Consider the following 26,471-nt stretch of genomic DNA (forward strand, 5'->3'; position numbering starts at 1 on the left):
AAGGGAGAGTTGCATGCTCGAGCTCGCAATTCTCGGACTGCTTCTCGAATCACCCATGCACGGTTACGAGCTCCGCAAGCGGCTGACCGGCCTGCTCGGAGCTTTTCGAGCGTTTTCGTACGGATCGCTGTACCCGGCTCTCCGTCGACTTCAAACCGACGGACTCATCGCCGAGGACGCCGGTCCCGACTTGCTCGTGAAGAGACGAGCGAAACGGGTGTATCAGCTCACCCCGCTCGGCAGGGAACGATTTGCCGAACTGGTGGCCGACACCGGACCGCAGAACTACACCGACGACGGTTTCGGCGTACATCTTGCCTTCTTCAGTCGGACTCCCGCGGAAGCTCGAGTCCGCATTCTCGAAGGCAGACGTCGCCAGGTCGAGGAGCGCCGAGAAGGGCTCCGCGACGCTGTGGCCAAGGCGAACGGGACACTCGACCGCTACACCAGGCAGCTACATCAGCTCGGACTCGAATCGAGCGAACGCGAGGTGCGCTGGCTCAACGAAGTCATCGCAGCCGAGCAGGCCGACCCCAACCCAGCACCGTCCCACACAGCACCAAACAGGACAGTCAAGACAGAAGGAGAACCCGACCATGGGTGAGAACAACAACGCAATCCGCGTGGCCATTGTGGGTGTGGGCAACTGCGCCTCATCCCTGGTCCAGGGTGTCGAGTACTACAAGGACGCGGACGAGAACGCCACCGTCCCCGGCCTCATGCACGTCATGTTCGGCAAGTACCACGTCCGCGACGTCGAGTTCGTCGCCGCGTTCGACGTGGACGCCAAGAAGGTCGGCTTCGACCTCTCCGAAGCCATCTTCTCCAGCGAGAACAACACCATCAAGATCGCCGACGTACCCCCGAAGGACGTCCACGTCCTGCGCGGACCGACCCTCGACGGCCTCGGCAAGTACTACCGCGAGACCATCACCGAGGCCGACGGCGACGCCGTCGACGTAGCGCAGGCCCTGCGCGACGCCAAGGTGGACGTGCTCGTGTCCTACCTCCCCGTCGGATCCGAAGAAGCCGACAAGTTCTACGCACAGGCCGCCATCGACGCAGGCGTCGCCTTCGTCAACGCACTGCCCGTCTTCATCGCAAGCGATCCCGTCTGGGCCAAGAAGTTCGAGGACGCAGGCGTCCCCATCGTCGGCGACGACATCAAGAGCCAGGTCGGTGCCACCATCACCCACCGCGTCATGGCGAAGCTCTTCGAGGACCGCGGCGTGCAGCTCGACCGCACCATGCAGCTCAACGTCGGCGGCAACATGGACTTCCTCAACATGCTCGAGCGCACCCGCCTCGAGTCGAAGAAGATCTCCAAGACCCAGGCCGTCACGTCGAACCTGCAGAAGGAATTCAACGCCAAGGACGTCCACATCGGACCGTCCGACCACGTCGGCTGGCTCGACGACCGCAAGTGGGCCTACGTCCGCCTCGAAGGCCGCGCCTTCGGTGACGTACCCCTGAGCCTCGAGTACAAGCTCGAAGTATGGGACTCGCCCAACTCCGCAGGCGTCATCATCGACGCAGTCCGCGCCGCGAAAATCGCCAAGGACCGCGGCATCGGTGGACCCGTCATCCCCGCTTCGGCCTACCTGATGAAGAGCCCGCCGAAGCAGCTGGCCGACGACGTCGCTCGCGAACAACTCGAAGCGTTCATCATCGACGCGTAGGGCCCGCAGCTAGACGCGAACTTCCGCCCGCCGGTCCACTCGATGTGACATTGACCCCCGAAAAGGCCACTGAATGTCACATTGAGTACCGGCGGGCGTTCGTCTATCCGGCCGCGGTGATTTCTCGTGGATCGAAGGTCACCTTGATATCCATGATTTTTCCGTTCTCGATTCGCTGCCAATTGGCGGTGCTCGCCGGGGATGCGATGGACGTATGCAGGTCGAACCACGTCAGGACGTTCGGGCCGTCCACGAAGACGTGGGCGATGTCGATATCGGTGACGATTTCCGACATTCCCTTCAATCCGGCCACACATTCCGCACCGTTGTCTGCTGTGCCGAGTGGTCCCCGGAACGTCGCGTCCTCGTGCAGGATCGACGCCAGAGTGTCGAAATCCTTCGCCTTCCAGGCCTCGAAGTAGGTTGCTGCAACTTCTTTCGGTGTCTGTGTCATGACAACGAGTCTCGAACCCACCGGACCAGAAGTCCAACAGTTGATAGCAATGATCGTCAGAAGTTCTACTCATAGCCGCAGCTGGAGTTCGCGCGCTATCGTGTGCTCGTGGCCATCGACCCCACTTCGAAGCATCCGGTCCTCGAACGTGTTCGCGCGATGGCGTTCGCCTATCCCGAGGTGTCCGAGAAGATCTCCCATGGCCGGCCGACCTTCCGCACCGCTTCGGTGTTCGTCTACTTCGGCGGCGGCGTCAAAGGCGGCGACCAATACGACCTCTCGATCCTGGTCAAATGCGAGAGTGCCGAGGAGCAGCGCGCCTGCGAACTCGAACCCCGCTACTTCCACCCCGGGTACCTCGGCCCGGCCGGCTGGGTGGGCTTCGACCTGAGCGACGCCGACGACGACGTCTGGGCCGAGGCCGCCGAATTGATCGACTGCAGCTACCGCGTCACGGCCCCGAAGCGGAACATCGCCAGACTCGACGCCGGTGAGGGCCCGAATCTGGGAGTGCAGCAGTGGAATTGAGACAGCTGGAGTACTTCGTCGCAGTGGCCGAGGAAGCGAACTTCACTCGCGCCGCAGCCAGAGTGCACATCAGCCAATCAGGCGTCAGCGCACAGATCCGCGCGCTCGAACGCGAACTCGGTGCCGAATTGATCGACAGATCCGGTGGCACAGCAACATTGACCACCGCAGGTCAGGCCGCGCTGACACAAGCCCGCGCGACGCTGGCCGCCGCCGGCTCCGTCAGACAATCCGTCGACGACATCGCCGGACTCCTGCGGGGCTCGCTTCGCGTCGGGATGGTCACCGCCTGCACCGTCCCACAACTGTTCGACGCGTTGGCCCGCTTCCATTCGGCGCACCCCGGCGTCGAACTTGCTCTGCAGGAGGGTAATTCGGATCGTCTGGTGGCCGATGTGCGCGCAGGAGAACTCGACATCGCACTCGTAGGTGTCGCAGCTCGGGTCCCGGACGGATTGGAATCGATGGTGGTGATAGACGAACGCATCGTCGCAGCCGTTCCACCGCAGCATCCTCTGGCAGCACAGGGCGAGGCGACGTTGGCGCAGGTGTGCGAGCACCCGATCATCGCCCTTCCACCCGGCACCGGAATCCGTGCGGTCTTCGACCGAGACTGTGCCGGAGTAGGACTCGCGCCGACGATCGCGTTGCAGGCGACCGCCCCCGACGCCGTCGCCGACCTCGCCGCCCGCGGCCTGGGGGTGGCGATCCTCAGCGCATCGATGACGACGTCCTACGACGACACACTCGTTGCCGTGGAGCTCACGGACTCGCAGACCGCCGCGCTGCTGGCCCTGGTCTGGCGGCCCAGGATGAACGCGGCACTGACCGAATTGGTTTCGGTGGCAACGGGCAGCTTCAACGAATCTTTTTGACGCAGAACCACAGTGCGATCAACAGACCCAGCAGGGCCACCGACGGCAGCACGCCGGGATTGCCCCCGATGATCCCGGCTACCGCAACGATCAGCGCCACGAGTGCGAAGAATCCCAGAATGCCCGCCAGCAACTGAAGATGGTCCTGAGCGGTCACGATTTGACGCCGCCCGCCGTCAGTCCGGAGATGATGCGACGCTGGAACAGCAGCACCATGATCACCAGTGGAATCGCCACGATGGTGCCCGCGGCCATGATCGCGGCATACGGCACCACCAACGGATCGTTGCCGGTGAACCGCGCGATGGCCACGGTGACCGGTTCGGTCCTGTCACTCGAGAGCTGACTGGCCAGCAGGTACTCGTTCACGGCTGCGATGAACGCGAGGATCGCGGTGGTGAACAGGGCAGGTGCGGCAAGTGGGAGCATCACCAGGCGGAATGCTTGGAAGCGCCCGGCACCGTCGATCCTTGCGGCTTCTTCGAGCTCCCAGGGCAATTCGGCGAAGAACGCGGCCAAGGTGTAGATCGTCAACGGCAGCACGAACGAGATGTTGGGGATGACCATCGCCTGGTAGCTGCCGATCCACCCGATGTTGGTGAAGAATTGGAACAGCGGGGTCACCAATGCGACGACGGGGAACATCGACGCACCCAGGATGATGCCTGTGACCACGTACTTGAAGCAGAAGTCGATGCGGGAGAGCGCGTATGCCGTGAAGACGCCGATGACCAACGCGATCAGCGTGGTCGCGCCGCCTACTATCAGACTGTTCCCTACCGCACGCAGGAAATTGTTGCCGTTCGCCGTCGACAACGCGTTCTCGAAGTTCTCCCACGTGACGTGCGTCGGCCACGGCGTCGTGTCGAAGGTGTAACGCGGGTCGCGGAATGCAGTGACGACCATCCAATAGAACGGTGCCAGTCCCCAGACGAGGATGACGACGACACCGAGATAGATGCGGGCCTGTTTCATCGCCCGGCCCCCTTGCGCTGATTCTCCTGGGTGGCAACGGCATTGGCACCGAGGAACTTCACCAGGATGAAGGCCACGATGAAGATCATGACGAACGAGATGGTCGACAGCGACGCAGCGCTGTTGAACCCCTGCCGGATCTGCTCCACCACCAGGATGGAGATGGTTCGCGTGGCGGGGTTGCCCTCGGTGAGGATGGCCGGCAAGTCGTACATGCGCAGTGCGTCCATGGTGCGGAACAGAATTGCCACCATGAGCGCCGGCTTGACCAGCGGCAGTGTGATCTTGGTGAACCGCTGCCACGCCGACGCCCCGTCGACGCGAGCAGCCTCGTAGACGTCGGTGGGAATCATCTGCAGCCCGGCCAGAATCAACAGCGCCATGAACGGCGTCGTCTTCCACACGTCGGCGATGATCACTGCAAAACGAGCGGGCCAGGCGTCGCCGGTCCACAGAATGTTCGTTCCCAGAATGCGATTGGCGATGCCGTCGTACGCGAAGATGAAGTACCAGAGCTTGGCGGTGACAGCCGTCGGGATGGCCCAGGGGATCAGGATCGCGGCGCGGAGCAGGGCGCGTCCGGCGAAGGTCTTGCCCATGATCACGGCCATCGCGAAGCCGATGACGACCTCGATGGACACCGTCACGACGGTGAAGAACGCCGTGTTACCGACCGCGCCCCAGAACTGGGACCCGAGAGTTCCCGGCGGGCAGGGCACCGACGTGCCCGAGGCCGACGTGCACTGCTGCAGAATCCAATGCGTGTAGTTGTCGAAGCCGGCAGATCCACCGGTGACGAACATACCGGTGGCGGGATCGAGACCTGGGTCCTTGGAGAAGGACATCACCAGGGCTCGGATCACCGGGTAGACGATGACGATCGCGAGGATCACCATCGTCGGTGCGATCAGCAGCCAGGCCCGACCAGGCGTCAGGCCGAAGCGCTTGTTCTTGGACCGCACATGCCGACCGCGGCCGGGGGACGAGCCCCCGGCCGCGGTGGTTGCGCCGGCCCCACTGGTCACACCAGCAGGTACAGCCATTGGTTCTCCCGAAATCAGTTGGCGCCGGCGGTTTCGATACCGGCCTGCATGTCGGTGATCGCCTGGTCCACGCTCTTCTCGCCCTTGATGGCGGCAGACACGTTGTCCTGCACAGCCTTCGAGACGGCCGGGTAGAACGGGGTGACAGGGCGCGGGACGGCATTCTCGATGGATGCCTTCAATGCGGGAAGGTACGGCATCGCGGCGATCAGTGCGGGATCGTCGTACAGCGACGAGAGCACGGGCGGCAGAGCGCCCTCGGCGATGATGCGCTGAGCCTTCTCGCCCTGCATGAATCGCAGGAAGTCGGCAGCAGTGGCCTTGTTCTCGGAGTAGGCGCTGATCGCGGCGTTGTATCCACCGAGCGTCGACGTGCCGACGCCGGTGACCCCGGGAAGCGGTGCGACCGCGTACTTGCCGGCCACAGCGGAACCCTCCTCTGCGGCGGTGCCGTAAACGTACGGCCAGTTGCGCAGGAACAGTGTCTTTCCGTCCTGGAACGCCTGCTGGCTCTCGGACTCCTTGAATGTGGTGTCCTGGGCCGGGATGACGCCTGTCTCGAACGCGGTGACGAGGGTCTGCAGTCCGGCCTTGGCCTCCGGGCTGTCGACGGTGGGGGTCTTGCCGTCTTCGCCGACAATCGATCCGCCGTGCGCGTTGATGATCTCCGACGCGTTGGCCGTCAGACCCTCGTAGGGGGCGAATTGCCCTGCGTAGCAGTCGATGTTGTTGTCGCGCGCGACCTGGCAGTCCTCGGTGAGCTCGGCCCAGGTGGTTGGTGCCTCGGGGAGCAGATCACTGCGGTAGTAGAGCAGTCCGCCGTTGGTGTTCTTCGGCGCGGCGTACTGCTTGCCGTTGTAGGTCGCACTCGCGACGGTCGCGGGCAGAACGCCTGCGTTGTCGAGTGCGAATTCGCCCTCGAGCGGCACGAGCCAGCCCTTGGCAGCGAACTCGGCGGTCCAGACGACATCGAGTGCCATCACGTCGTAGTCGCTCTGCTGGGCCTGAAGCTGTTGAACGAAGTCGTCGTGGGCCTGATCGGCGTCGGCGGACTGTTCCTTGAAGGTGACCTGCTCATCGGGGTTGGCGGCGTTCCACTCCGAGATGATCTGCTGGACGACACCGGTCTCGGTGGTGTCCTGTCCCTCTACATAGGTGATAGGTCCACGGCCGTCGGCATTTTCGGACGCAGCGCCCGAATCGCCGCTCGATCCGCTGTCGCTCGAACATCCAGTGAGCGTCAGCAGCGTAGCTGCTGTCGCAACCACTGCCACCTTCGTGATCAAAGACGCCATTGTTCTCTCCACTTACTTCTACGCGGTGGTATGTGCCCGGAGTTGGGCACGCAGAATCTCGCTGTGATGCTCCCCCTGACACATATGTCGATGGGTACTGTGGCACACATCGCACCGCGCAGTGGTCATTTTTGCCTTCCTGAATCGGTCAACCCAGGGGTGTCGGAGAGGGCCGGTAGCCTCTCGCTCATGAGTTCGGACAAGATGCTGACGCGGATCGGTGGGCTGCTTCGCCAAGCCGAGTCCACCGACAACCCACACGAGGCCGAGGCCTTCATGGAGGCAGCTCAGCGTTTGGCGACGTCGGCATCGGTCGATCTGGCGGTGGCGCGCTCGCACAGTGCGTCCAGGGAGCGACAGGCGACGCCGAGCCAGAAGGTCATCCCCATCGGAGAGCCGGGCAAGCGTGGACTCAAGACCTACGTGCATCTGTTCGTGGCCATCGCGCACGCCAACGACGTTCAGTGCGATGTGTCTCGATCGTCGACGCAGGTGTTCGCCTACGGCTTCGACTCCGACATCGAGACCACCGAGGCGCTGTATTCCTCACTGTTGATCCAGATGGTGCGAGCATCGGACGCGTACATCAAATCCGGCGCGTACCGGTCCGAGACGGCCATCCGCACCGTCACCGAGATCAAGAATCGCCGACGCTACACCCGACGCGAGGAAGTGCCGGTCGCTGCGGTGACGGCTCGGCTGAACTTCCAGACCGCATTCGCGTCGCGCATCGGTCAACGGCTCGGCGACGTGAAGAAGGAGACCGAGGCCAAAGCCATCGAACAAGAACAACAGGGCGCTGGGACAGCACTGGTGTTGCGCAACAAAGAGATCGAGCTCCGAGACTACTACCGGCAGACCTCGACTGCTCGGGGACACTGGCGAGGCCAGAGCGCGAACGCCGGGTACTCCGAGGGCGCACGAAAGGCCGGCGACCGCGCGGGGCGAAACGCGAAGATCGGCGGTCATGCCGAAATAGACGGAGCAAGCAGGCAGCTGGGACGCTGACCACTGCGTTCGCGGTGAAGAAGCGAGCAGTACCTCGCCCGGTGGTCCGGTGGTGTCGGTAACGGTCGCATCGATCTCGGCCATCGACTTACCGAACAATCGGAGCACCGCGGCTGTATCGACCGGTTCGGAAACCGCTACGACCGAACCATGTTCGGTGAGTACAGCAGCACAGTCGAGTTCTGCGCGTCCCCAGCTTCCGCCCCGCTGCCACCGAGCTTCAGGTCTCGCGGGTCGCCGGTCGTTCGCGCAAACGCGCGCGCATTCGCCAGGTGCGCACGGATTCGCGTCGAATTGAGGGCGAATCTGCTCGCGGATGACAAACGCGCGCGCGTTTGCGGGAAACCGGGGGCGCGACGGGAAATTGGGGGGCGAATCTGCGCGCGAATGACAAACGCGCGCGCGTTTGCGGAAAACCGGGGGCACCGGGAAATTGGGGGCGCGGCGGGAATCGGCGGCAGCGCGGCGGCACTGGCAGCGCGGCGGGACTCGGGCGTAGCGGCGGGGTCAGTCGAGGCGGGAGAGCACCACGCGCAGGCCGATGACACTGGCGATGGGGAACAGGGCCGCGACCAGCCACGGGATGGCTGCGCCCCAACCGGTGGCGGGGGATGCATCGATCACCACGCCGAGTGCGGTCGATCCGATGAGCACTCCGATGCCCCCGAGCGAGGCCATGAAACCGTAGTACGAACCCAGTCGACGTTCGGCGGCCATGCGCGGCACCAGATCCCGCGCCTGAGGCATGGCGATCATCTGCCCCAGCGCGAGCAGCAGCACGAAGAGCGCAGCCGGGATCAGCCCGAGCAGACCTTTCAACTCCAGAGGACTGAATACCGCAACGAGCGCGAACGATGCTGCCATGACGGCGAATCCGATCGGCAGCGTGATTCGCGGTGATACCCCCGCGACGCGTCGAGTGATGGGCAGTTGCGCCGCCACCACGAGAACTGCCGAGATCGCGAAGAACCAGCCCAGCACGGTCTGCGAGCCCCAGGCGCGTTCGACCTCGAGTGGCAACAGCAGGTACAGCTGGTTGTAGGCCACCAACTGCGCGCTCATCGCCACCGCGAACAGCACGAAGGTCCGATTGCGCACCACGTCGGTCCAACCCGAGAGCCACGGGTCGTCGCGATGTTCGCCGCGCTCACGCGGCAGCCACCGCATGTGAGCGGCGATGACCAGAACGAAGATGGCCGCAGCCACGAGGCACGCGATCCTGAAATCGACGAGCAACAGTACCGATCCGACGAGCGGGCCGGTGAAGGAGCCGATTTGGCTGCACACCGACATCAGCGCGAAGCTCTCGACGCGCGTGGCTCCGCCGTCGCGTTCGCTCTTGCCCGCTTCGATCGCCACTGCGGATTCGACTGCAGGGGAGAACAATGCGGCTGCGAATCCCACCAGCACCGTGGCGATCAGCACAGCAGGCAGCGAATCGGCGAAGGCGAGACCGACGAATCCCAGCACCCGCAACACACACCCGACGAGTACGACCGGCTTGATGCCCCACCGATCGGCGAGGGTGCCACCGACGAAGAACAGTCCCTGTTGCGAGAAGGTCCTGATCCCGAGGACCACACCGACGAGCGCGGCCCCGAGCCCGAGATCACTCGTCAGGTGCACCGACAGATACGGCAACACCATGAAAAAGCCGATGTTGAAGGTCATTTGAGTCAGGACGAGCAAGCGGACGGTAGGCGTGGCTCGCCGCAGATCGACCAGAAACGACCACCGCCACCGCGTCGGAGATCCGTCGGTCCTCGTGCTCACGTACTGCGTCCTCCTGCGTCGACTTTCTCGATGACGCTACCGGTCTTGCGCACCCGCCCCGAGGTGGCACCGGCGAGCGAGACTGCAAGAACGGCGAGTGCGATCAAGGACGCGAGTGGAGCAGCAGTGACCCACGGTGCCCGCTCGACGGCGGCGACCCCGTCGGACAGTATCAATCCCCAATCCGCAGTGGGGGGTTGCGGACCGAGGCCGAGGAAACCGAGAGCGGCCAGAGCGAGGGCGACACCGGGGAGCCGAATCATGGCGTGCCGCAGCACTACCGGGACGACGCTGGGCACGATGGACCCGAACAGGATTCGCGCAGTGCCTGCCCCGAGTGTCGGCAGGATGGAAATGTAGGGCCGAGCGCGGGTCTCCTCGACGAGAGCGGCTGTGTGCGCGGCGAGCGGAGCCCACGTGACGATGAGGACGGCAACGGCCGCCCCGCCTGCACTCGGACCCCAGATCGCTGCGATCAGAATGCCGGTGACGACGGGTGGTGCCGCATTGGTCACCTCGACCAGCCCACGGGAGGCCCGCGGAATCAGTCCCATCAGCACGCCGACCACCAGCGCCGCGAGCGTCACGGCAAGCGAGAGACCGATGGAACGCAGTGCGCCGTCGGCGACGCGGGCCAACAGATCTCGACCCGAGGCGTCAGTTCCGAACGGGTGGGCCGGCGACGGAGCCGAGAACTTCTCCCGCGTCGTCGCCTGGCCGTCGCGGGGGAGTCCGGCAAGCACCATGACCAGCAGGACCGACGCCGCAGCGATCGGCACCAGCCACCGTCGCGGCGACGGGTGGAAGACGCCGGACGGGATGGGCATCGCCTTCTCGTGCAGTGCGCTACCGAGCAGAAACCGTCGGGCCAGTTCGGCGGAAATCCCCAGAACGGCACTGACGGCCAGCAGTAACAGGATGTCGATCTGCAGGGCGGGCAGATCCTGCGATTGCGCATCGCCGAGGGTGGTGCGACCCAATCCCGGTATGGCGAAGACTTTTTCGACGGCCACAGCCCCGCCGGTCATCGCGACCATGATCAGACCGATCTGCGATGCGAGGCCGGGAAGGGCACGTCGCAGAACCGCACCGGCGATCTGTGGCCGCGAGAAGCGTGCGACCGTCCACGTGATGACCCACCCCTCGGTGAAGGTGACAGCGATCGCGTCGGCGAGCAATCGCCCGATCAGCCCGCCCGCAGGCAACCCGAGTGCGAGCGCAGGCAGCACCGCGTACTCGGGACCGTTCCAGCCGTAGGCCGGAAACGACAACCACACGGCACCGAGAACGACGAGTACCGACGCGAGCAGAAACTCCGGCATCGACGTGAGTGCGGCCGCGACGCCGCCCCCGGTCCGTCTCGGTGTACCGCGGAGCCCGGCCCGAACGCTGGGAACGACCACGAGGGCGGCGGCTGCGATCGCGACGACCATCGCGAACCCCATCAGGGTCAGCGACACCAGCAGCGCATCGAGGGCCCCCGGTAGCACCGGTTCACCTGTGTTCCAGGATGTTCCGGGATTGCCCGACGCGATGCCGGTGAGCCAGTCCCAGAACATTCGCAGCGGTCCGGCATCGAGGCCGAGGTCGCGGCGAATGGCTGCCAGGGCCTCGGGGGTTGGTTCCTGCTCGGCCGAGCGGGCCCGCAGAATGCTCAGTGCCGGATCGCGATCGGACAGCCACGGCAGCATTCCGACGAGGAGGACGACACCGGCGACGGCAACCAGCCGCGAGGCGGTTGTTCTCACTGCTTACCCGAAGGCGGTCTGGTTGGTGATGAGCGTGCGTTCCCTCGGATCGCGGGCGACGCCGGTGATGCCTTCGGATTCGCCCTGGATGACGCGTTCGTGCAGCATCGGCACGGCCGCATCCTTCTCCAGGATCAGCTTCTCGGCGTCCAGGATGGCGGCGCGGCGGTCGTCTCCGGGTTCGGTGGCCGAGGCGTCTGCCAACGCCGCGTCGACCTGCGGGTCGCAGAACTGGGAGATGTTGAACGATCCCTCGCAAGCGAAGTCGGAGAACATGTATGCCACGGGGTCACCGGAATCGAGCACGGTGGCGCGGGAGAGGATGAAGGCATCGAATGCGCCACTGAGCGCGTCGGTTTCGATGAACTGGTATTCGCGCACCACCTGCTCGACGACGAAGCCCTTCGCCTCGAGTTCCTGCTGCAGCAGCACGGCGACCTCGGGAAGTTCGGCGCGGTCGGTGAAGGTGGCGAGGGTGATCTTCTTGTCGGTGGCATCACCCGCCGGTGTCTCGGTGCGCGCGGGACGGTCCGCCGCCCACGGCAGCGCGGGGCCGAGCAGTCCGTTCGCGGCGTCCGCGCGGCCCTCGTAGACCTGCTCAACCAGACGATCCTTGTCCACCGACTCCCGTGCGGCGGCGCGCATGGCCGGATCGGCGAACACGCCGGACGACGTGTTCAGGTACAGGGTGTTGGTACGCGGCATCGGAACCTCGTGCACCAGCGACGGGTCGATGTTGGCGGCCTGCGACACCGGAATCGCCTCCACCACATCGGCGGTGCCGTTGCGGAGCGCCGCTGCGCGGGCCGTACCGTCGGGCACGAAGTCGACGTCGATGCCGGCGAGCGTCGCGGTCTCACCCCAGTAGTTCTCGTTGCGATCCAGCGTGGCACTGGATGTGCCGTTCACAGCGGTCAACACGAACGGTCCGGTGCCGGTTCCGACGGGGTCGCTGCCGCCTGCGGAGTACGCCGCGGGTGCCAGGATGGCGAGCTGAGGGCTCGAGAGTCGTTGCGGCACCAGTGGATCGACGTCCTCGGTGGTCACCTCCACCGAATCGTCGTCGGTGGCGGTCACCGTCAGCTCGACGCCGTCGAGGATGCGCGGCTTCGGCGCGGCGGTGGTGGCAGCGGTCAGTGCGGTGACGACGGCGGCGGAGTCGAGCGGCGCACCGTTGTGGAACCTCACGTCGGGTCGGAGGTCGAAACTCCAGGTGCGCTCGTCGACGCGGTTCCAGGCGGTGGCCAGAGCCGGCTGCGCGTCACCGAGATCATCGAGCGTGACCAGGGTTTCGGCGGTGGACCAGCGCGAGAGTTTGAAGGCATCATCGCTGAACTGCGAGAGCCCCGAGCGTGGCGGCTGCAGCATCGCAACGCGGGCCCTGTCCGTGGTGCCGTCGGAAGGGGCCGAAGAAAAGCAGCCGGTCAGCGTGAGGGTTCCTACCGCTGCCAGGGTGCCGAGGCGGAAGACGTTGGTGGTCAATGGATCTCCTGTGGTGGTGCGAGCCGGGGTACGGCGTCGATCAGGTCTCGGGTGTACGGGTGCTGTGGGTCGGTGAGAAGGTCTCGTACACTGCCGGTTTCGACGATCCGGCCGTCGTGCATCACCGATACCTCGCGGCAGAGTCGTGCGACCGCAGACAGGTCGTGGCTCACGATCAGCAGGGCGCTCGGTAGGCCGGCCAACACCGAGAGGACCTGCTCACGCAGTTCGGGGTCCAGTCCGCTGACCGGCTCGTCCGCCAGCAGGTACCGCGGTTCGCATGCCACCGCACGCGCAATGGCGACGCGTTGATTCTGGCCACCGGACAGTTCCGTCGGGCGGCGCTGCAGATAACGCTGGTCCAGCCCGACGGCAGCGAGTGCGGCACCTGCCTTGGCTCGATGATCGCCGTCGATGCCGAGCAGTCGCAGCGGCGTAGCCACCAGATCCAGGACACTGCGGCGTGGGTCGAGACTGGTGGCGGGGTCCTGGGGTACGTACTGCACCAATCGGCGAAACCACCGCAGCGATCTCGCGGAACCCGGACGGACGTTGCGCCCCTCCAGTTCCACGGTGCCCGCATCAGGGGAGTCCAGTGCCAGCAGCATGCGCAGCACAGTGGTTTTCCCCGAACCGGATTCGCCGACAACGGCGACGCGACCGGCAGGCGGTAGCGAAAGCGAGACAGCGTCCAGCGCGGTACGAGACGATCCGTGCCGAACGTAGGTGCGCGTGATGTTCGTCGCCGCCAATCCCGCAGTCATCGCGCTACCAGCTGACGAAACGGATCGGCGGCGCGAGCTCGATCGAGCATGCGCACCACGAGATCGGACCTGGGACTGTCGAGAATCTCTGCCGTGGAACCTGATTCGACGATGCGTCCCGAGTCGAGAACCATCAGGTGATCGCACAGCTGTGCGGCGACGGCGATGTCGTGCGTGATCAGCAGCAGCGAGGCCACCTCACGAAGAGCGTCGAGTACCCGCGCCTGGCTGACCACATCGAGGGCCGTCGTCGGTTCGTCCGCGATCACCAGCGGGCTCTCGCGCGCCAATGCGACTGCGATACAGACGCGTTGACGCTGACCACCGGACAGCTCGAGCGGGTGCGCGGCCAGGATGCGTTCGGTGTCGCGCAGACCCACACGCTCGAGCAGCGCGGAGGCGTCGCGCGCGCGGAGTTGCCTGCCGACGGTGACCATCGGGTTCAGCGCGGTGGCCGAATCCTGGAACACCATCGCCGGACGGGCGGTGCGCGGTCGCCGGGGCGTCGGAACCCCGGTGACGTCGTGGCCGTCGACGAGAATGCTGCCGCTGCAGGTGATGCCCGGCGGCAGCGCTCCGACCAACGCCGAAGCGATCATCGACTTTCCCGATCCCGACGCACCCAGAAGGCCGAGACGTCGACCGGCGGGGATCTCGAAGGACACGTGCCGGACGATGCGCGAGTGTCCGGCGTCGATGCAGAGGTCATCGACGGCGAGCACGGTTTCTCCTGGGCTTGAAGGTGTTTATGAATGCGACAATCGTTGTCGATAGAGGACTGTAGGCGAATCGGGAAGGCGACACAAATTAGGCTGATCCGATGAGCAGGGCGAGGGACGCGCAGCGAGCGGCCGTCTACGACGCCGAGCAACTGGTCCGCACCATGTTCGATCGCGCCGAGGAGCGAGGTCTTCGCATGGTGGAGGTGATGGGTTCGCAGATCACGCTGCCGATCGAGCGCAAATTCGCCTCCATCGAGTCGGTGCAGGCGTACGTCGATGCGGTGCTCGGGCTGGATTGGGTCGCCGCCACCTGGCCCGACGCCGGTCGTGTGATCACCGTCCGGGCCCGTTCGGGTTCGGCTGCGGCGCACTACGAATCGGACACCGCCACCATTGCCGTGCCCCTGCATCGGGGCAACAGGGCCTGGGCGCTGCGAGAGCTGGTGGTGTTGCACGAGCTCGCGCACCATTTCGCCGAGGAGAACGAGCAGCAGCACGGCGGCGCATTCGTCGACCGCTACATCACCCTCGTCGGCGAGATCGTCGGCTCCGAGGCCGGGTTCGTACTGCGCGCGATGATGGCCGAGAGCGGCGTCCGCATCGGCTGATCGCATTCGGGTGCATCATGGGAGACGCAGCCCACACGACGAGGAGATGTACATGACCGTCAAGATCGGTGTTCAGCTTCAGCCCCAGCACGCTCCCGACTATCAGTTGATCCGCGACGCGGTGTTGCGATCGGAGGATGCGGGCGTCGACATCGTCTTCAACTGGGATCACTTCTATCCGCTGTACGGCGACCTCGACGGCGCGCACTTCGAGTGCTGGACGATGCTCGGTGCCTGGGCCGAGCAGACGTCGAACGTCGAGATCGGCGCGCTCGTCACCGGCGGCGGCTACCGCAATCCGGACCTGTTGGCCGACATGGCGCGCACCGTCGACCACATCAGCGGCGGCCGGCTGATTCTCGGCATCGGCGCTGGGTGGAACGAGAAGGACTACGACAACTTCGGCTACGAATTCGGCACGGCCGGTTCGCGTCTGGCCTTGCTGAAGGAGAGCCTGGCCAGAATCCGACACCGACTCGACGTCGGAAACCCGGCTCCCACCCGCGACATCCCGATTCTCATCGGCGGTGGCGGTGAGAAGAAGACCCTGAAGATGGTCGCCGAGTACGCGCACATCTGGCACAGCTTCGCCGACCTCGAGGCGTTGAAGCGCAAGTCCGAGATCCTCGCCGAGCATGGCACCACCGTCGGGCGCGACGTCTCGGGCATCACTCGATCGGTCTCGTGGCCGGGCGCGGACACCGCCCAGCACTTCGTCGACGCCGGAGCCACCCTGTTCACCGTGGGTACCGGAGGCCCCGAATACGACCTCACGGAACTGGGCGAAGCCATCGCGTGGCGGGACGCGCACCGGTAGTCACACGTCACGGCAGTTCGTTGAGCGAAACCCTTGCGCGTCGGCCGTTTGGGTGAGTGGGCCCTGGTCCGCTTAGGGTTTTGTCCATGGTTGCCGTACGCGCTTCACGCGCGCTCGTGGTTCTCGTTCTCGGACTGTTGATGGCCCTCACGCTCGCCGCGTGTGGAACCTCGAACTCCGATGATCAGGCGGCCGCAGGTCCCACCGACCTGTGCGCCCCTCCCGGAGTCGACAGTGCGTCGTCCACGCCGACGAACTTCGACGCTGCCGCAGCGGCCGCGACAGAGGACAGATACACGACGGACAACGTCACCCCGCTGGACCGCATCGACACGAATGCCCTGGGATTGGCGACGCCGGGAGTGTTGACCGTCGGCACTCTCTCCGACGCCCCGCCGAGCATCTGCCTCGACTCGGCCGGCCAGTACACCGGCTACGACAACGAACTGCTGAAGGCCGTCGCGGACAAGCTCGGGCTGCAGATCAACTTCTCGGGCACCGAGTTCTCGGGCCTGCTCGCCCAGGTTGCGGGCCGCCGCTTCGACGTCGGGTCGTCCTCGATCACGACGACGGACGAGCGACGCAACACCGTCGGATTCACCAACGGATACGACTTCGGCTACTTCTCCCTCGTCGCTCAGACCGGCGGTCCGATCAGCCGCTTCGAGGACCTGAACGCGAGCACCAGGATCGGCGTGGTGCAGGGCACCGTGCAGGACGACTACGTGGTGAACACGCTCGGCCTCGATCCGGTGAAGTTCCCGGACTACAACACCGCCTACGCGAACCTGCGGACCGGTCAGATCGACGCCTGGGTGGCCCCGTCGCAGCAGGCCGAGGGCTTGGTCAAGCCCGAGGACGGCACCGCGATCACACAGAACACGTTCTCGCTGAACAACTTCGTCGGCTGGGCCGTCGCCCGTGACAATCAACCACTGATCGATGCGCTGAACTCCGGGCTCGACGCGGTGATCGCCGACGGCACCTGGGCCACGCTCTACTCCGACTGGGTTCCTCGCGAGCTGCCCGACGGCTTCAAGCCCGGCAGCAAGGCAGCGCCGGAGCCGGAGCTACCCGACTTCGCCGCCATCGCAGCGCAGAACGACGCGAACGCTCCCGAAGCGGTTGCGGTTCAGCCGAAGTCGACGCTGGCGCAGTTGGGCGACACGTTCTTCGACTGGTCGCTGTACAAGTCCGCCATCCCCGACCTGTTCAAGGTGGGCCTGCCCAACACGCTGATTCTGGCGTTGGCGTCGGGCATCATCGGTACGGTCCTGGGCATGTTGCTGGCTCTGGCCGGCCTCTCCCGCACGCGCTGGTTGCGCTGGCCCGCCCGCGTCTACACCGACATCTTCCGCGGACTGCCCGCCGTGGTCATCATTCTGATCATCGGACTGGGCATCGGACCGGTGGTGCAAGGTGTGACCGGCGGCAATCCGTACTGGCTCGGCGCTGCCGCCCTCTCGCTGCTCGCCGCCGCGTACATCGGCGAGATCTTCCGATCCGGCATCCAGAGCGTCGAAGCCGGGCAGATGGAAGCAGCCCGGGCACTCGGATTCAGCCGTCGTCGTTCGATGAACCTGGTGGTCGTCCCGCAGGGTGTCCGACGCGTCCTGCCGGCGCTGATGAACCAGTTCATCTCGCTGATCAAGGACTCGTCGCTGATCTACTTCCTCGGACTGCTCGCCACCCAACGTGAGCTGTTCGCGGTCGGTCGAGATCTCAACGCACAGACCGGAAATCTGTCTCCGCTCGTCGCGGCCGGATTGTTCTACCTGGTGCTGACCGTGCCGCTCACCCATCTCGTGAACTACATCGACAAGCGACTGCGCACCGGCAAGGCCGAGCAGACGCTGGACCCGGTCGAGCAGGCCGTCGTCGTGGAAAGAGGCTGACATGACTTCTGTTTCGCTCGTAGGCAAGGACATCCACCTGTCCTTCGGCACCAACAAGGTGCTTCGCGGGGTGAGCATCGACGTCCCGGCCGGCACGACCACCACGGTCATCGGCCCGTCGGGCTCGGGCAAGTCGACGCTGCTGCGTGCTCTCAATCGACTGCACGAACCCGAACAGGGCGACATCCTGCTCGACGGCAAGTCGGTGCTGAACGACAACCCCGACCAGTTGCGTCAACGTATCGGCATGGTGTTCCAGCAGTTCAACCTGTTCCCGCACAAGAGCGTTGCCGACAACATCGCGCTCGGCCCGCAGAAGCTGCTCGGCCTGTCCAAGGAGGCTGCTCGCGCGGCCGCGATGGATCAGCTCGAGTTGGTCGGCCTGGCCAACAAGGCGGATTCGCGTCCGGGCAATCTCTCCGGCGGACAGCAGCAGCGCGTCGCCATCGCGCGAGCACTGGCCATGAAGCCAGAGGTGATGTTCTTCGACGAGGCCACCTCCGCTCTCGACCCCGAGTTGGTCAAGGGCGTGCTGGCGCTGATGGCAGACCTCGCGAAGGGCGGCATGACGATGGTGGTGGTGACCCACGAGATGGGCTTCGCGCGATCGGTGTCCAACAGGGTGCTGTTCATGGATCACGGCAGCGCCGTCGAAACCGGAACGCCGGAGCAGTTGTTCGACGATCCGCACACCGATCGACTGAAAGCGTTTCTGTCGCAGGTGCTGTAGCACGTTAGGGCAACCTCGTTGTCCGCGACTTCACCTGAACGTTCCTTTACTTTCGCTTTTGGGTGACAGCGTGCCCACTCATGAAGCCACTACCCTTGTTCGCGGTTCACGACGGAAGCTCCAAGCGATCGGCATTGACGTGCAAATACAAGTGCGGCGATGCGTGTTTCCACGAGGTTCCCAACACCTCGAAGGGTGAATACTTCGGCGACATCGTCAAGACCGCGATGTCGCGGCGCGGAGTGATCAAGGGCGGTGCCATGGCGGTGCTCGCCGTCGGCGCCGGTAGCGCTCTCGCCGCGTGCTCGACCGACGAGCCCGCCGCCACCGGAAGCGCAACCTCCAGCGCGTCGGGTGCCGACACCCCGGCGGTCGACGGCGTGGATTTCGTTGCGGTGGAACCGAACACCGAGGACGCCGTCGTGATACCCGAGGGCCACGAGCAGGCCGTCGTGATCCGCTGGGGCGATCCGGTCGTCGAGGGCGCTCCCGCGTTCGACTTCGACAACCAGACCGCTGCTGCGCAGGCGATGCAGTTCGGCTTCAACAACGACTTCGCCGGCCTGCTTCCGGTGGAGGGCACACCGAACGCGTTCCTGCTGGCGGTCAATCACGAGTACACCACCGAGCCGGCGATGTTCAAGGGCTACGACGCGGAGAAGCCGACGCGCGAGCAGTTCGACATTGCACTCGCCGCACACGGCCTGACGGTGGTTCAGGTTCAGGGCGAGGCTGATTCGGGCAAGCTGACGCCGACGATGGGCCGATACAACCGTCGCATCACCGGGACGACGGAGTTCGTCGTCACCGGCCCGGCCGCGGGCAGTGACTTCCTCAAGACCAGCGCCGACCCGACGGGTACCCGCGTGCTCGGCACGTTCAACAACTGCTCGGGCGGTCTGACGCCGTGGGGCACGGTGCTCTCCGGTGAGGAGAACTTCAACCAGTACTTCGGCAACGCGGAGTCGGTCACCGAGACCGTCGCCGCCGATCGCCTCGCCCGCTACGGCATCGAGGGCGCCGCCAGCGATCGCAAGTGGGAAACCTTCGACAAGCGCTTCGATCTCGCTCAGGAGCCCAACGAGGCCAACCGATTCGGCTACATCGTCGAGGTCAACCCGTGGGATCCGCAATCGGCTCCGATCAAGCACACCGCGCTGGGACGCTTCAAGCACGAGGCCGCCACCATCCACGTCACCGATGACGGCACCGTCGTCGCCTACAGCGGTGACGACGAGCGCTTCGACTACATGTACAAGTTCGTCTCGAGCCGCACGATGATGCCCGGCACCGGCGCGGCCGCGATGCGCAACAACCTGACGCTGCTGGACGCGGGCACGCTGTACGTCGCGACCCTCACCGGCGACACTCCCGACGAGATCGACGGCTCCGGCACCCTGCCCGCCAACGGCGAGTTCCGCGGCACCGGAACGTGGATCCCTCTGCTCGAGACCGGCGAGGACGGCCGCGGCACGTCACTCGTCGACGGCATGTCGGCCGAGGAGGTCGCGGTGTTCACCCGCCAGGCGGGCGACAAGGTGGGCGCAACCAAGATGGACCGTCCGGAGGACTTCGAGCCCAACCCGGTGACCGGCAAGGTCTACGTCGCGCTGACCAACAACACCAACCGAGGCACCGAGGGCAAGGCCGCGGCCGACGAGGCCAACCCCCGCAACGCCAACAAGAACGGCCAGGTGCTCGAGCTCGACGACGACCACGCGGGCACGTCGTTCACCTGGAACCTGCTGCTGGTGTGCGGTGACCCGAACGAGGCCGACACGTACTTCGGCGGCTTCGACAAGAGTCAGGTCAGCCCCATCTCGTGCCCCGACAACCTCGCCTTCGACTCGAAGGGCAACCTGTGGGTCTCCACCGACGGCAACGCTCTCGACTCCAACGACGGCCTGTTCGCCGTGGTGCTCGACGGCCCACGTCGTGGTGAGACTCGTCAGTTCCTGACGGTTCCCGCGGGCGGCGAGACCTGTGGTCCCATCGTCTCCGACGAACGGGTCGTGGTGTGCGTGCAGCACCCGGGCGAAAGCGACGACGCCACCGCCGACGCACCGATCTCGCATTGGCCCGACGGCGACGACACCCAGCCTCGGCCGTCCGTCGTCGCAGTGTGGAAGTCGGCGTAGCCGTAGCTGTTTCGCATCGATCGGAACGCGCCCGTGGTCGAAGACAGTCGACTGCGGGCGCTTCGGTTGTGTCAGGCGTCCTCGGGGGCGCTCAGTCGGCAGCCGTATCTGTCATCAGCCGTGCGACGACCCAGGCCATCGCACGGCTGACGGCATCACGCGATTCGCCGGTGTGATCGAGCATGTCGAATCCGTGTTGTCCGTCGGGTACGTCGATGATGTCTAGGTTCGTAGCGTGGGCAGCCTCGACGAAAGCGTTCGCCCCCGAGACGAATTCGGGGCGATCGCGGCCCACACGTGTGAGCAGAATCGGCAGTGCTCCCGAATCCGATACGGCGAGAGTGGAATCGAATCGCGGCTCGACCCCCCATTCAGGGAGGGTCTGCAGCACCGGGTATGTCAATGCGAGACAGGTCAACCACGCCGGAGGGTGTTTCAACCAGTCGGCAGCGAGCAGCCCGCTCCCGGAAAAGAACCACAGCGCAACTCGATTGGGATCCACTCCGGGGAGTTGTCGAACCTGGTCGACTCCGATGGCGATCTCATCGGCAGCCGCAGCACACTCGGCCAGCGAGGACATGTGATGTTCGAGTACGACACCGACGACACCTGCTGCCGCAGCGATGGATCCGTATCCCACGAAAACCGGTTGATCTCGGGGTCGCCATTCGACGCCCGGCGGACGCGGACCACCGTGGACGAAGACAACAGCGGGCCGAGGAGCGTCTTCGCCGGGTGCCGTGTCGGGTGCCCGATATACGTCGAACGATTCTCGACGTTCGCGTAGTACGTCGGGCGTTGCGAGTACGAACGGCTGCGGTTCCATTCACTTACCTCCATCGATGGTGCGCTGGAATCGGTCGAGTGCCCAGGCGTCACGCTTCACCTCACGACCCGGGTTGTGCGGCGATTCGCCTCGCTGCCTCCACGACAAAGCGTCGACGTGCCGCCCGTGCCTGCTGGTCGTTGGGTCCAGCACCGGTGATCATTTCGGCGAGCTGCGGGACGGTCTGCCACCAGGCGGCCAGCGCGATCAGCGTGAACACCAAGTGCGCAGGATCGATCTCCGAATCGATGAGGCCGTGTCGCTGGGCGTCGGCGAAACGCGCCACCTTCTCTCGGTAGTGCGTCGTGCGCACCTCCGCGTGAGCCGGCGGGCCAGGCTGGAGACCCTCCCACTGCAGCAGGCGGCCCAGTTCGGGATGAGATGCGTGATAGTCGAACGTCGCTCCGGCGAATTCGCCGATGTCGTCCAAGTCGACCCCTGTGAGTTCGACGCCGGTCGCAAGGCGCTCCAACTCGGTTGCCAGGACGAGGTCCCAGAGAGCCTTCTTGTCGCCGAAGTAGCTGTAGAGCCTCTCCTTGTTGACGCCTGATCGAGTTGCGATGGATGCGACGGTCGTGCCCTCGAACCCGTGAGCTGCGAATTCCACCAGCGCGGCATCGCGGAGTCGACGCCGTGTCCCGTCCGTGTCCCAGGCCATCCGCCGAGATTACCAACTTCTGAGTTGGAATTTCCCCGCGCTCGAGAGGTAGCATTCCAACTACATCGTTGGAGTTGGAGAGTAAACATGAACGTCGTCGACAGTCTTCCCGCAGAAATCCGATCGCCCGCGCCGAACTCGGTGGCTCTGGTGACGGGAGGGAACAGTGGCATCGGTCTCGAGACGGCGCGGCAGCTACTGGCTCTCGGCGTGAACGTATGGATCGGAGCGCGGGATCTCGACAAGGGGCAACGCGCAGCCGCAGAACTGGGCTCGGGCGCGCGCGTCGTGCAGCTCGATGTCACGGACCCGTCTTCGGTCGCCGCAGCCGTGCAGCAGGTCGGCGAACTGGACATACTCGTGAACAACGCCGGGGTGAACCCAGGCAACGACGACGTCGTCGGCACCACGCTCGAGCAGTTGCGTACTGCGTACGAGACCAACGTCTTCGGTCTCATCTCCGTCACTCAGGGATTTCTCCCTGCGTTGCACAGGTCCGCGCACCCACGCATCGTCAACGTGTCCAGCGGAGCCGGATCCCTGACCTGGAACAGCAGCCCGAACCCACAGTTCGACTGGGAACGAGTGAAGGGCGGCGGCGTGGCCTACCGAAGCTCGAAGACAGCCGTCAACGCCGTCACGCTGCTGACCGCTCAGACCCTCGGCGAGAAGGTCAAGGTCAACGCCCTGGCACCCGGGCTGCGCCACACCAACCTCGTCGCGGGCATGTCGGCGGGCGGAGACCCGGCCGAGGCGGCTACGGGAGTGGTCCGTCTCGCCCTCCTCGCCGACGACGGCCCCACGGGAGCCCTGTGGTCGTGGGACGGTACGCGCGTGCCCTGGTGACGGAGTGCGCAGCCGTGCAGTTTCAGGAACGTCACCAGCGAGCGAGTACTCGCAGTGATTCCGGTGTGCCCGAGTAGTGATTGATGTCGGTTCGCCCGTCGATTCCGGGAATCGTGCCGCGGTCGGTGAACTGCCAGAACAACCAGTCGGTCCAGCCGCCGGGCAGCGGCCCCAGCTCGTCGTCGTAGTCGGCGATCCACAGCGGATAGTTGTTGAACTCGTGGGTGTCGGCCATCGCCGTCCGCCAGAAGTTCGGATAGGTGTAGATGATCGGCTGACGGCCGGTCAGCGTCTGGACGGTATCGAGGTACCGGTGCGTCCAGTCGATGACCTCGGCAGGCGACCTCCCCTTCGCGTCCTCGAGGTCGAGCACCGGCGGCAGATCACCCGGACCGTTGATGCCCAGCACCAGTGCCGAGTAGTACGCGCCCTGCAACTCGGGTGAGAGCGTCACATCGGCGTAGTGGTACGCCCCGCGCGCCACGTTCGCCGTACGCATGACGATGGAATCCTCGACGAAGTACGGGTTGACGTAGTCCAGACCCTCGGTGGCCTTGACCATCGCGAATCCGTGGCCCGCCGCCTTGACGGCATGCCAATCGATCGCGGTGCCGTCGATGTGTTGCCACGACGAGACGTCCGGGCCCTGCGGAACGGCCGACGCGATCCCGGGAGCAGCACAGGCGATGACACCGGCCGAGAACAATACGAACAGAGCACGTGACGTGCGAGAGAAGACCACTCGGGTGAGAGTAGGGGGCCCGGACCTGGGCACTCAATGGTGAACAGTCACTAATGCGATCGGTCCACAGACATGGTTGAGTCCTCGGTAATGAGACGTGGGTAACACTCACGCCGCCGACAGCGACATACCCAGAGTCGGCACGAACAAACCAATGCAAACACGAACTACATCTCTTGGCTCGGAGGCGCACCCATGACTGTCGTGAACGATCTATCGCATCTGGCTCTCACGGATCTCGACCCGTCCGACTATGCGGTGCCGACCATCGCGCCGATCCGAACCACCGGACACCTCGACCCCGTGTTCTGCATCCACCCGCTGGTGGGTCTGGTCGATTGCTACGCAGGCCTGGCACCTCACGTCGACGACGACCGCCCCATCTACGGCGTCCAGGTACCCGCGTCCGGTGAGCGCGCCGAATCCCTCGCGGCACTGGCGGCGCAGTACGCCGACGACATCGTTCGCATCCAGACCGACGGCACCGTCCACCTCCTCGGCATGTCGTTCGGTGGAGTTCTCGCCCACGCCATCGCCGTCGAACTGCAGAACCGGGGCGTCACCGTCGGCGCACTGACGCTGCTGGACAGCGACCCTGTCCGGGCCCGCGCCGAGGGCGCAGATCTACTCGGAGCCATGGGTGACGAGATCGATCGCAGCCACGTCGAGGAACTGCTCGCCGTCGCGTCGCACAACGACGAACTCGTCCAGCGCCACCTGCCCGGCATCTATTTCGGCAACGTCCTGGCCGTCTCGTCCCTCGGTACCGACTCCGGTTCCGCGTGGCACCCCTTCGTCTGCGGCACCGTCGCCAAGTACCTCGTGCCCGACGCCACCTCGTTCGACGTCGTCGGCCCTCTCGTCGACAGCTACCTCGGCTGATCCTTCTCGTTACCCCAGCCAATCGAGCACGGCCGCGGCCGTCCAGGATTGCTGCATGCTGCCGAGCGGCTTACCGGTGAACGGCTCGTAGTACTCGGCGAAGCTGCCGTCGCTGGCCTGACGCAAGCCTTCGTCGCGCAACGACAGTGACCGCTCCGACCACCCACGACGCGCGAACGCCCACGAGAACAGCCACGTCATCACCGGCCACACCGGCCCGCGCCAGTACTCACGGGCACGGAAATCCTTCGACACCGGGGACGTGGACGGCGGAACGGCATAGCGCAGATCCGGATGTCCGCAGAACCGCGTGCCCTCGAAGATGCGGATCAAGTTTCGTTCCTGTTCGCGGGGCAGTCCGCCGCACAGCAACGGGGCGAACATCGCGATCGTCTCGGTGCCGATCCACTGGCCCGTCCGCAGATCGAAGTCACGGGCCCCACCGGAGCGCGCATCCGTCGTCGCGATGACGCCCTTGCGGAACTTCTCCGCCCACGACCGCAACTCCCGAACATCGGAGTGGGGACGTGAATGGTCCTCGCCGATGGTCGCGAGCACATCGCATGCCACTGCGAAGATGGCGCTGACGAACACGTCCTCGACGGCGAAGCTCATCTTCGTCTTCAATGCATCGTCGTCGTACCCGACCTGCTTCATCTCCTCCACCAGCCAGATGTAGCGGTCGTACTCGAGATTGCTCGGCCGCTGGGAGGCGTCGGAGATCACCGCCTTGTCCTCTCGGAAGTACGGATCCATCTCTCCGGGAACCACATTCGCATAGGCCGAATCCCAACGAGGTGAATTGTCCATCCCCGACTCCCAGCCGTGGAAGACCGCGATCCGTCCGTTGTCGTCGACATCGCGGGCCTGAGCGAGCCAGCGATGCCACCGCACCAGATCACCCCAGCGGCGGTCGAGGAATTCCTCGGCGACGGCACGCGTCGTACGTCCGTGGCGCTTGGAATGATCGAGGATGCGCTGCACCGCGATCGCGTGCACCGGAGGTTGGGTGATCCCCGAGGTCTGCGGGCTCATCGGTGCGTGCGACGCGAGCGTGCCGGTCGCCCACCGCGCAGGACCGGGGAAGTAGCCGTCGACACCGTTGGCGAAGACGATGTGCGGGATCATCCCGTTCTTCCACTGCGCGGAGAGCAAGGTGTCCATCTCCACCACGGCCCGCTCCACGCTCAGCGGAGCCAGCCCGACCGAGACGAACGCCGCATCCCAGCTCCACATGTGCGGATACAGTCGCGGGGCCGCGCTGGTCATGGTGCCCAGGTCGTTGCCCCTGAGCAGATATGCCGCGCGCGCCGCCAACTGCGTGGAAGTGAAACCTCGATCGCCCATGCAGACAGTTTGCGTCCGCGCGCGCGATTCCGCTCGTTTCGATTGCGGACCGAATATGTCCTCGATTGTTTCTAGTGTGGGTTTCACCAGCCCATCCAGGAGGAAACGATGACCACCGAGAACACCGACATCACCAGAATGCTCGACGAACAGCGCGCGAACTTTCTCATCACCGTGCGCGGCATCAGCGACGAGCAGGCGCGTACCCGCACGACCGCCAGCGAACTCACCCTCGGCGGACTGCTGCATCACGTGATCAGCAACGAACGGCACTGGATGAAGGTGATCGCCGAACTCGACGACACGGCCGAGTTCGACATGGAGTCCGCCGGCGGCGAATACGTCATGGCGGACGACGAGACTGTCGCAGGGCTCATCACCGAGTGGGAAGAGGTGGCGCGCTCCACCACCGATGCCTTGGCGACGTTGGATCTGAATCTGTCCGTCCCGGTCCCGACGGCACCCTGGGCACCCGAACGCATCTGGCAGAGCGCACGATTCACGGTGCTGCACATCCTGCGCGAAATCTCGCAGCATGCAGGGCACGCGGACATCATTCGCGAGGAACTCGACGGAGCGAACACCACCCGGACCTGGGCATCCGAGGCGGGGATGAGCTTCTAGATAGTCTGGCTT

The 26,471-nt window shown here is 65.1% G+C and carries 27 protein-coding genes; 13 read left to right on the forward strand and 14 right to left on the reverse strand.

Translation table 11 applies throughout. From position 1 onward, the window contains the following. Nucleotides 1–13: 13 nt before the first annotated feature. Nucleotides 14–604 (forward strand): PadR family transcriptional regulator, encoded by a 591-nt coding sequence (locus CH249_RS05295; RefSeq protein WP_032396938.1) that lies wholly within the window; start codon nucleotides 14–16, stop codon nucleotides 602–604. Then, the gene (locus CH249_RS05300) at nucleotides 597–1,679 is read left to right on the forward strand and encodes an inositol-3-phosphate synthase (protein ID WP_032396939.1); all 1,083 of its coding nucleotides are present in this window, start codon (nucleotides 597–599) and stop codon (nucleotides 1,677–1,679) included. The genes CH249_RS05295 and CH249_RS05300 overlap by 8 nt, the downstream gene beginning before the upstream one ends. 103 nt (nucleotides 1,680–1,782) lie before the next feature. On the opposite strand, the gene CH249_RS05305 is transcribed toward CH249_RS05300, so the two are convergent. After that, nucleotides 1,783–2,133: a nuclear transport factor 2 family protein gene (locus tag CH249_RS05305; protein ID WP_094682452.1), complete on the reverse strand. Its 351-nt coding sequence runs from the start codon at nucleotides 2,131–2,133 to the stop codon at nucleotides 1,783–1,785. A 108-nt stretch (nucleotides 2,134–2,241) separates the two neighbouring features. Here CH249_RS05305 and CH249_RS05310 point away from each other — a divergent pair, with 108 nt between their 5' ends. Both CH249_RS05310 and CH249_RS05315 read left to right on the forward strand, forming a co-directional pair. After that, nucleotides 2,242–2,661, forward strand: coding sequence for an MmcQ/YjbR family DNA-binding protein (locus CH249_RS05310; protein ID WP_373453504.1), 420 nt, complete (start codon nucleotides 2,242–2,244; stop codon nucleotides 2,659–2,661). Further along, nucleotides 2,652–3,536: a LysR family transcriptional regulator gene (locus tag CH249_RS05315; RefSeq protein ID WP_094682451.1), complete on the forward strand. Its 885-nt coding sequence runs from the start codon at nucleotides 2,652–2,654 to the stop codon at nucleotides 3,534–3,536. The genes CH249_RS05310 and CH249_RS05315 overlap by 10 nt, the downstream gene beginning before the upstream one ends. Here CH249_RS05315 and CH249_RS27800 read toward each other — a convergent pair. Genes CH249_RS27800 through CH249_RS05330 form a run of 4 tightly spaced genes read right to left on the reverse strand, consistent with a single transcriptional unit; the run spans nucleotide 3,520 to nucleotide 6,849 of the window. After that, nucleotides 3,520–3,693 carry a hypothetical protein gene (locus CH249_RS27800; RefSeq protein ID WP_179272810.1) on the reverse strand — a complete coding sequence of 58 codons (174 nt, stop codon included), beginning with the start codon at nucleotides 3,691–3,693 and terminating at the stop codon, nucleotides 3,520–3,522. The two genes, CH249_RS05315 and CH249_RS27800, sit on opposite strands and share 17 nt — an antisense overlap. Next, nucleotides 3,690–4,511, reverse strand: coding sequence for a carbohydrate ABC transporter permease (locus tag CH249_RS05320; protein WP_094682450.1), 822 nt, complete (start codon nucleotides 4,509–4,511; stop codon nucleotides 3,690–3,692). The genes CH249_RS27800 and CH249_RS05320 overlap by 4 nt, the downstream gene beginning before the upstream one ends. Next, nucleotides 4,508–5,554: a carbohydrate ABC transporter permease gene (locus tag CH249_RS05325; RefSeq protein WP_176459186.1), complete on the reverse strand. Its 1,047-nt coding sequence runs from the start codon at nucleotides 5,552–5,554 to the stop codon at nucleotides 4,508–4,510. Before CH249_RS05325 ends, CH249_RS05320 begins: the two co-directional genes overlap by 4 nt. Before the next feature lie 14 nt (nucleotides 5,555–5,568). Then, complete coding sequence (locus CH249_RS05330) at nucleotides 5,569–6,849, reverse strand: ABC transporter substrate-binding protein (protein WP_032396943.1); 1,281 nt, start codon at nucleotides 6,847–6,849, stop codon at nucleotides 5,569–5,571. A gap of 189 nt (nucleotides 6,850–7,038) precedes the next feature. Here CH249_RS05330 and CH249_RS05335 point away from each other — a divergent pair, with 189 nt between their 5' ends. Then, nucleotides 7,039–7,857, forward strand: a complete 819-nt coding sequence (locus CH249_RS05335; protein ID WP_094682449.1) for a DUF2786 domain-containing protein — start codon at nucleotides 7,039–7,041, stop codon at nucleotides 7,855–7,857. Between the two features lie 507 nt (nucleotides 7,858–8,364). Here the strand turns inward: CH249_RS05335 and CH249_RS05340 are convergent. The 5 genes from CH249_RS05340 to CH249_RS05360 are packed head-to-tail and all read right to left on the reverse strand — an operon-like array spanning nucleotide 8,365 to nucleotide 14,346. Beyond that, nucleotides 8,365–9,630 (reverse strand): MFS transporter, encoded by a 1,266-nt coding sequence (locus tag CH249_RS05340; RefSeq protein WP_094682448.1) that lies wholly within the window; start codon nucleotides 9,628–9,630, stop codon nucleotides 8,365–8,367. After that, complete coding sequence (locus CH249_RS05345; RefSeq protein WP_218828380.1) at nucleotides 9,627–11,378, reverse strand: ABC transporter permease subunit; 1,752 nt, start codon at nucleotides 11,376–11,378, stop codon at nucleotides 9,627–9,629. The genes CH249_RS05340 and CH249_RS05345 overlap by 4 nt, the downstream gene beginning before the upstream one ends. Before the next feature lie 3 nt (nucleotides 11,379–11,381). Then, nucleotides 11,382–12,860 (reverse strand): ABC transporter substrate-binding protein, encoded by a 1,479-nt coding sequence (locus CH249_RS05350; RefSeq protein WP_256988122.1) that lies wholly within the window; start codon nucleotides 12,858–12,860, stop codon nucleotides 11,382–11,384. Beyond that, a complete protein-coding gene (locus tag CH249_RS05355) occupies nucleotides 12,857–13,624 on the reverse strand; it encodes an ABC transporter ATP-binding protein (protein WP_094682446.1) in 768 nt (255 codons plus the stop codon). Before CH249_RS05355 ends, CH249_RS05350 begins: the two co-directional genes overlap by 4 nt. Continuing rightward, nucleotides 13,621–14,346 (reverse strand): ABC transporter ATP-binding protein, encoded by a 726-nt coding sequence (locus tag CH249_RS05360; RefSeq protein WP_094656672.1) that lies wholly within the window; start codon nucleotides 14,344–14,346, stop codon nucleotides 13,621–13,623. The genes CH249_RS05355 and CH249_RS05360 overlap by 4 nt, the downstream gene beginning before the upstream one ends. A 98-nt stretch (nucleotides 14,347–14,444) precedes the next feature. Here CH249_RS05360 and CH249_RS05365 point away from each other — a divergent pair, with 98 nt between their 5' ends. The 5 genes from CH249_RS05365 to CH249_RS05385 all read left to right on the forward strand — a co-directional run bounded on the left by CH249_RS05365 (nucleotide 14,445) and on the right by CH249_RS05385 (nucleotide 20,534). Continuing rightward, a complete protein-coding gene (locus CH249_RS05365) occupies nucleotides 14,445–14,954 on the forward strand; it encodes a TIGR04338 family metallohydrolase (protein WP_094682445.1) in 510 nt (169 codons plus the stop codon). 46 nt (nucleotides 14,955–15,000) lie between these two features. Then, a complete protein-coding gene (locus tag CH249_RS05370; RefSeq protein WP_179273134.1) occupies nucleotides 15,001–15,771 on the forward strand; it encodes an LLM class F420-dependent oxidoreductase in 771 nt (256 codons plus the stop codon). An 86-nt stretch (nucleotides 15,772–15,857) separates the two neighbouring features. Further along, the gene (locus CH249_RS05375; RefSeq protein WP_045197721.1) at nucleotides 15,858–17,666 is read left to right on the forward strand and encodes an ABC transporter substrate-binding protein/permease; all 1,809 of its coding nucleotides are present in this window, start codon (nucleotides 15,858–15,860) and stop codon (nucleotides 17,664–17,666) included. A gap of 1 nt (nucleotide 17,667) precedes the next feature. Next, nucleotides 17,668–18,396, forward strand: coding sequence for an amino acid ABC transporter ATP-binding protein (locus CH249_RS05380; protein WP_094656675.1), 729 nt, complete (start codon nucleotides 17,668–17,670; stop codon nucleotides 18,394–18,396). 80 nt (nucleotides 18,397–18,476) lie between these two features. Continuing rightward, a complete protein-coding gene (locus tag CH249_RS05385; RefSeq protein ID WP_094682444.1) occupies nucleotides 18,477–20,534 on the forward strand; it encodes a PhoX family phosphatase in 2,058 nt (685 codons plus the stop codon). Between the two features lie 91 nt (nucleotides 20,535–20,625). Here the strand turns inward: CH249_RS05385 and CH249_RS05390 are convergent, their stop codons facing one another. Both CH249_RS05390 and CH249_RS05395 read right to left on the reverse strand, forming a co-directional pair. Then, nucleotides 20,626–21,360, reverse strand: coding sequence for an alpha/beta hydrolase (locus CH249_RS05390; protein ID WP_094682443.1), 735 nt, complete (start codon nucleotides 21,358–21,360; stop codon nucleotides 20,626–20,628). Nucleotides 21,361–21,421: 61 nt separating this feature from the next. Beyond that, nucleotides 21,422–22,018, reverse strand: a complete 597-nt coding sequence (locus CH249_RS05395; RefSeq protein ID WP_068047591.1) for a TetR family transcriptional regulator — start codon at nucleotides 22,016–22,018, stop codon at nucleotides 21,422–21,424. Between the two features lie 87 nt (nucleotides 22,019–22,105). Here CH249_RS05395 and CH249_RS05400 point away from each other — a divergent pair, with 87 nt between their 5' ends. Then, nucleotides 22,106–22,864, forward strand: coding sequence for an SDR family NAD(P)-dependent oxidoreductase (locus CH249_RS05400; protein WP_094682442.1), 759 nt, complete (start codon nucleotides 22,106–22,108; stop codon nucleotides 22,862–22,864). 31 nt (nucleotides 22,865–22,895) lie between these two features. Here CH249_RS05400 and CH249_RS05405 read toward each other — a convergent pair whose 3' ends face one another. Beyond that, complete coding sequence (locus CH249_RS05405) at nucleotides 22,896–23,606, reverse strand: glycoside hydrolase family 25 protein (protein WP_094682441.1); 711 nt, start codon at nucleotides 23,604–23,606, stop codon at nucleotides 22,896–22,898. Nucleotides 23,607–23,801: 195 nt separating this feature from the next. Between CH249_RS05405 and CH249_RS05410 the strand changes: the two genes are divergently transcribed. Further along, nucleotides 23,802–24,488, forward strand: a complete 687-nt coding sequence (locus tag CH249_RS05410) for a thioesterase domain-containing protein (RefSeq protein ID WP_032396955.1) — start codon at nucleotides 23,802–23,804, stop codon at nucleotides 24,486–24,488. 9 nt (nucleotides 24,489–24,497) lie between these two features. On the opposite strand, the gene CH249_RS05415 is transcribed toward CH249_RS05410, so the two are convergent. Then, a complete protein-coding gene (locus CH249_RS05415) occupies nucleotides 24,498–25,835 on the reverse strand; it encodes an amylo-alpha-1,6-glucosidase (protein WP_032396956.1) in 1,338 nt (445 codons plus the stop codon). Between the two features lie 108 nt (nucleotides 25,836–25,943). Between CH249_RS05415 and CH249_RS05420 the strand changes: the two genes are divergently transcribed. Further along, a complete protein-coding gene (locus CH249_RS05420) occupies nucleotides 25,944–26,459 on the forward strand; it encodes a DinB family protein (RefSeq protein WP_032396957.1) in 516 nt (171 codons plus the stop codon). The last annotated feature ends 12 nt before the right edge of the window (nucleotides 26,460–26,471 follow it).

It is taken from the genome of Rhodococcus sp. 05-2255-3B1 (assembly GCF_002258545.1).
Classification (GTDB): Bacteria; Actinomycetota; Actinomycetes; order Mycobacteriales; family Mycobacteriaceae; genus Rhodococcoides.